This window comes from Micromonospora foliorum (genome assembly GCF_022229015.1).
Taxonomy (GTDB): domain Bacteria; phylum Actinomycetota; class Actinomycetes; order Mycobacteriales; family Micromonosporaceae; genus Micromonospora; species Micromonospora foliorum.
Genome location: NZ_JAKKFF010000521.1, coordinates 1 through 2259 on the forward strand (window position 1 = coordinate 1; position 2259 = coordinate 2259).

2 protein-coding genes and 3 pseudogenes are annotated in these 2259 nt (G+C 73.7%); 1 reads left to right on the forward strand and 4 read right to left on the reverse strand.

The annotated features are described in order from the left end of the window. Window positions 1-136: 136 nt before the first annotated feature. Window positions 137-277: pseudogene (locus PSH25_RS29205) on the forward strand (glycosyltransferase); the annotation flags it as partial. Here PSH25_RS29205 and PSH25_RS29210 read toward each other — a convergent pair. From PSH25_RS29210 to PSH25_RS29225, 4 genes and pseudogenes are all read right to left on the reverse strand, one after another. After that, window positions 270-533 (reverse strand): annotated as a pseudogene (locus PSH25_RS29210) (glycosyltransferase family 2 protein); the annotation flags it as partial. The pseudogenes PSH25_RS29205 and PSH25_RS29210 sit on opposite strands and share 8 nt — an antisense overlap. Next, window positions 530-1429, reverse strand: coding sequence for a carotenoid biosynthesis protein (locus PSH25_RS29215; RefSeq protein ID WP_238662081.1), 900 nt, complete (start codon window positions 1427-1429; stop codon window positions 530-532). The gene PSH25_RS29215 and the pseudogene PSH25_RS29210, both read right to left, overlap by 4 nt. Then, window positions 1426-1977, reverse strand: a complete 552-nt coding sequence (locus PSH25_RS29220; RefSeq protein WP_124817698.1) for a GNAT family N-acetyltransferase — start codon at window positions 1975-1977, stop codon at window positions 1426-1428. Before PSH25_RS29220 ends, PSH25_RS29215 begins: the two co-directional genes overlap by 4 nt. Further along, window positions 1974-2259, reverse strand: a pseudogene (locus PSH25_RS29225) (monooxygenase); the annotation flags it as partial. The pseudogene PSH25_RS29225 and the gene PSH25_RS29220, both read right to left, overlap by 4 nt.

The window sequence follows — 2259 nt, forward strand, 5'->3', positions numbered from 1 at the left end:
CACGCTGCACTATTACGTGCTATTGTAGAGCATACGATCCGCGCGTCTACACTCTTCAGTCATACTATGTTCTAGTGTTACGGCGCCCCCCGATATCTTCACTCTCTCCCTCCACGACGCTCGTCCGATCTCCCCGCTCGCCCAGCGCGGCGGACCCGGGCTGCACGTCGTGGTCCTCGACGACGGGTCCACCGACGGCACCGCCGACGTGGTCCGCCCGGTGGCCGACGACGACCCCCGGGTCACGCTGCTCACCGGGGTAGCCCCGCCGCGCGGACCACGTCGGCGGTGCCGTCGGTGGACCCGTCGTCGAGGACCACGACGCGCAGCCCGGGTACGCCGCGCTGGGCGAGCAGGGCGCGCAGGCAGGGTGTGACCCGGGTGGCCTCGTCGCGCAGCGGCAGCAGCACGGCCACCGGCTCGTCGACGTCGTCGGGCCGGTCGGTGGGCCGACGCAGCCAGCGGGCGGCGTTGAGCCAGGTGTGCCCGGTCAACGCGGCGGTGGCGATCAGCAGGGCGAGCAGGACGGTCATCGGGTCGCGTCGACGCCGGGGCGGTGTGGCTGGTGGGCCTCCCGACCGGAGTCACCGCCCCGGCCGGCACGCAGCAGGGTCACCGCCAGGGGTACGGCGGTCACCGACATGCCGGCGGCGCCCCAGAGCGCCGAGGCGGGCAGGTCGAGGAAGACGGCGTGGGCCAGGATGCTGGAGAGGTACGTCCACAGGTAGAGCGCGACCATGGGGTGGTCCCGCCGGTCGGTGTGCTCGGCGGTCGGCCCGGCCAACGGGCGCAGCGCGCTCATCATCAGCACCGCGAAGAGCAGCCAGCCCAGGTAGTTGCTGACCGGGATGCCGGCCAGGCCGGGCAGGGCCGGGGTGGCGTCGCGCCAGACCCAGTAGCCCTCGGCCACCATCTGCGGGTCGAGGAAGAGGTCCCAGGCGGCCAGCCCCACCGTGGCCAGCGCGATCCGCGCCACCCATCGCCGCACCGTCGGCCCGCTGCCGCCGGCTGTCGGCTCGGTGCCGCCCGCCGTTGCGGCGGTGCCGCCGGCTGTTGCGGCGGTGCCGCCGGTCAGCCGGACCGCTGCCAGCCACGCCGGCCAGGCCATCCAGGTCCAGGCCAGCGGAATGATCAGTGGCACGCCGGCCAACTTGGGGCCCAGCTCGCCGGAGTAGTCGTAGCTGCCGAACGGCACGCCGGTGGCCACCCCGACCGCCTCGATCGCGAACCCGCCGCCGGTGGCCACCGCGACCAGCGCCGCCGCCACCCGCGGGCCCCGGCTGAGCAGCGCGTGGCCGACCGAGAGCAGCCAGCCGAGGACGACGGTGGCCACGGTGAGCCCGGCCCGGGTGGCGCCGGTGGTGAGCGGGTAGCAGATCTGGGCGAACACCAGGACGGCGAGCAGCGTCCAGGAGATCCGCCGGGTCATGACGCCGGTGGCTCGAGTGGCAGATCCCGACCGAGTACGCCGAACGGTCGCTCGTCGCCGGGGAAGTGGAAGTCGCGCAGCACGTCGACGAAGCCGAACCGTCGGTACAACCGCCAGGCCCGCGAGGTCTGCTCGTCGGCCTCCGGGGTGGACAGCAGCACGGTGTCGCCCTCCGCCATGCCGAGCAGCGCGCGCAGCTGACCGGTGCCCAGACCGTGCCCCTGCGCCGGTGGCCGGACGTGCAGCTCGACCACCTCGAAGCAGTGGGTGAGCCAGCGCGTGCGGGTGGGGGCGTCCAGCGCACGGTGCACCTGGTCGTGCCACCACTGACCGGAGGCCCCCAGGTAGCCGTAGCCGAAGCCAGCGAGGTGACCCTCGCTGGTCAGGCTGGCGACCGCCCGGAAACCCGGCCGGCGGACGTGGGTGGCGATGTAACCGCGCCGGGCCTCCAGCAGGTCGGTGCGGTATCCCATCGCCTCGCCGTAGACGGCCACCACGTCGTCCAGCCGCCGGACGAGATCGTCCGGCGTCCAGCGCACCAACCTCATGCCCGTCCACCCTTCACCGTTTCCGGGCCGCCGTCGGCGACCCACCCGAGCACCGACCGGTCGCCGACCACGTCGCGCACCTCGAACCGGGCGAACAACTCCTCGGCGTACCAGCCCGCGGTGGGGGTTCGCATGATCGCCGCCCGGTGCTCCGGGTGACGGTACGCGAACGCCACCAGGTCCGTCGGGTCGCGCCACACGCTCACCGTGCCCTGCCAACCCAACGGGGCCTCTCCGACCCCGAACCGGGCCAGCAGCCCGGGCGCGTCGCGCAGGGCGGCG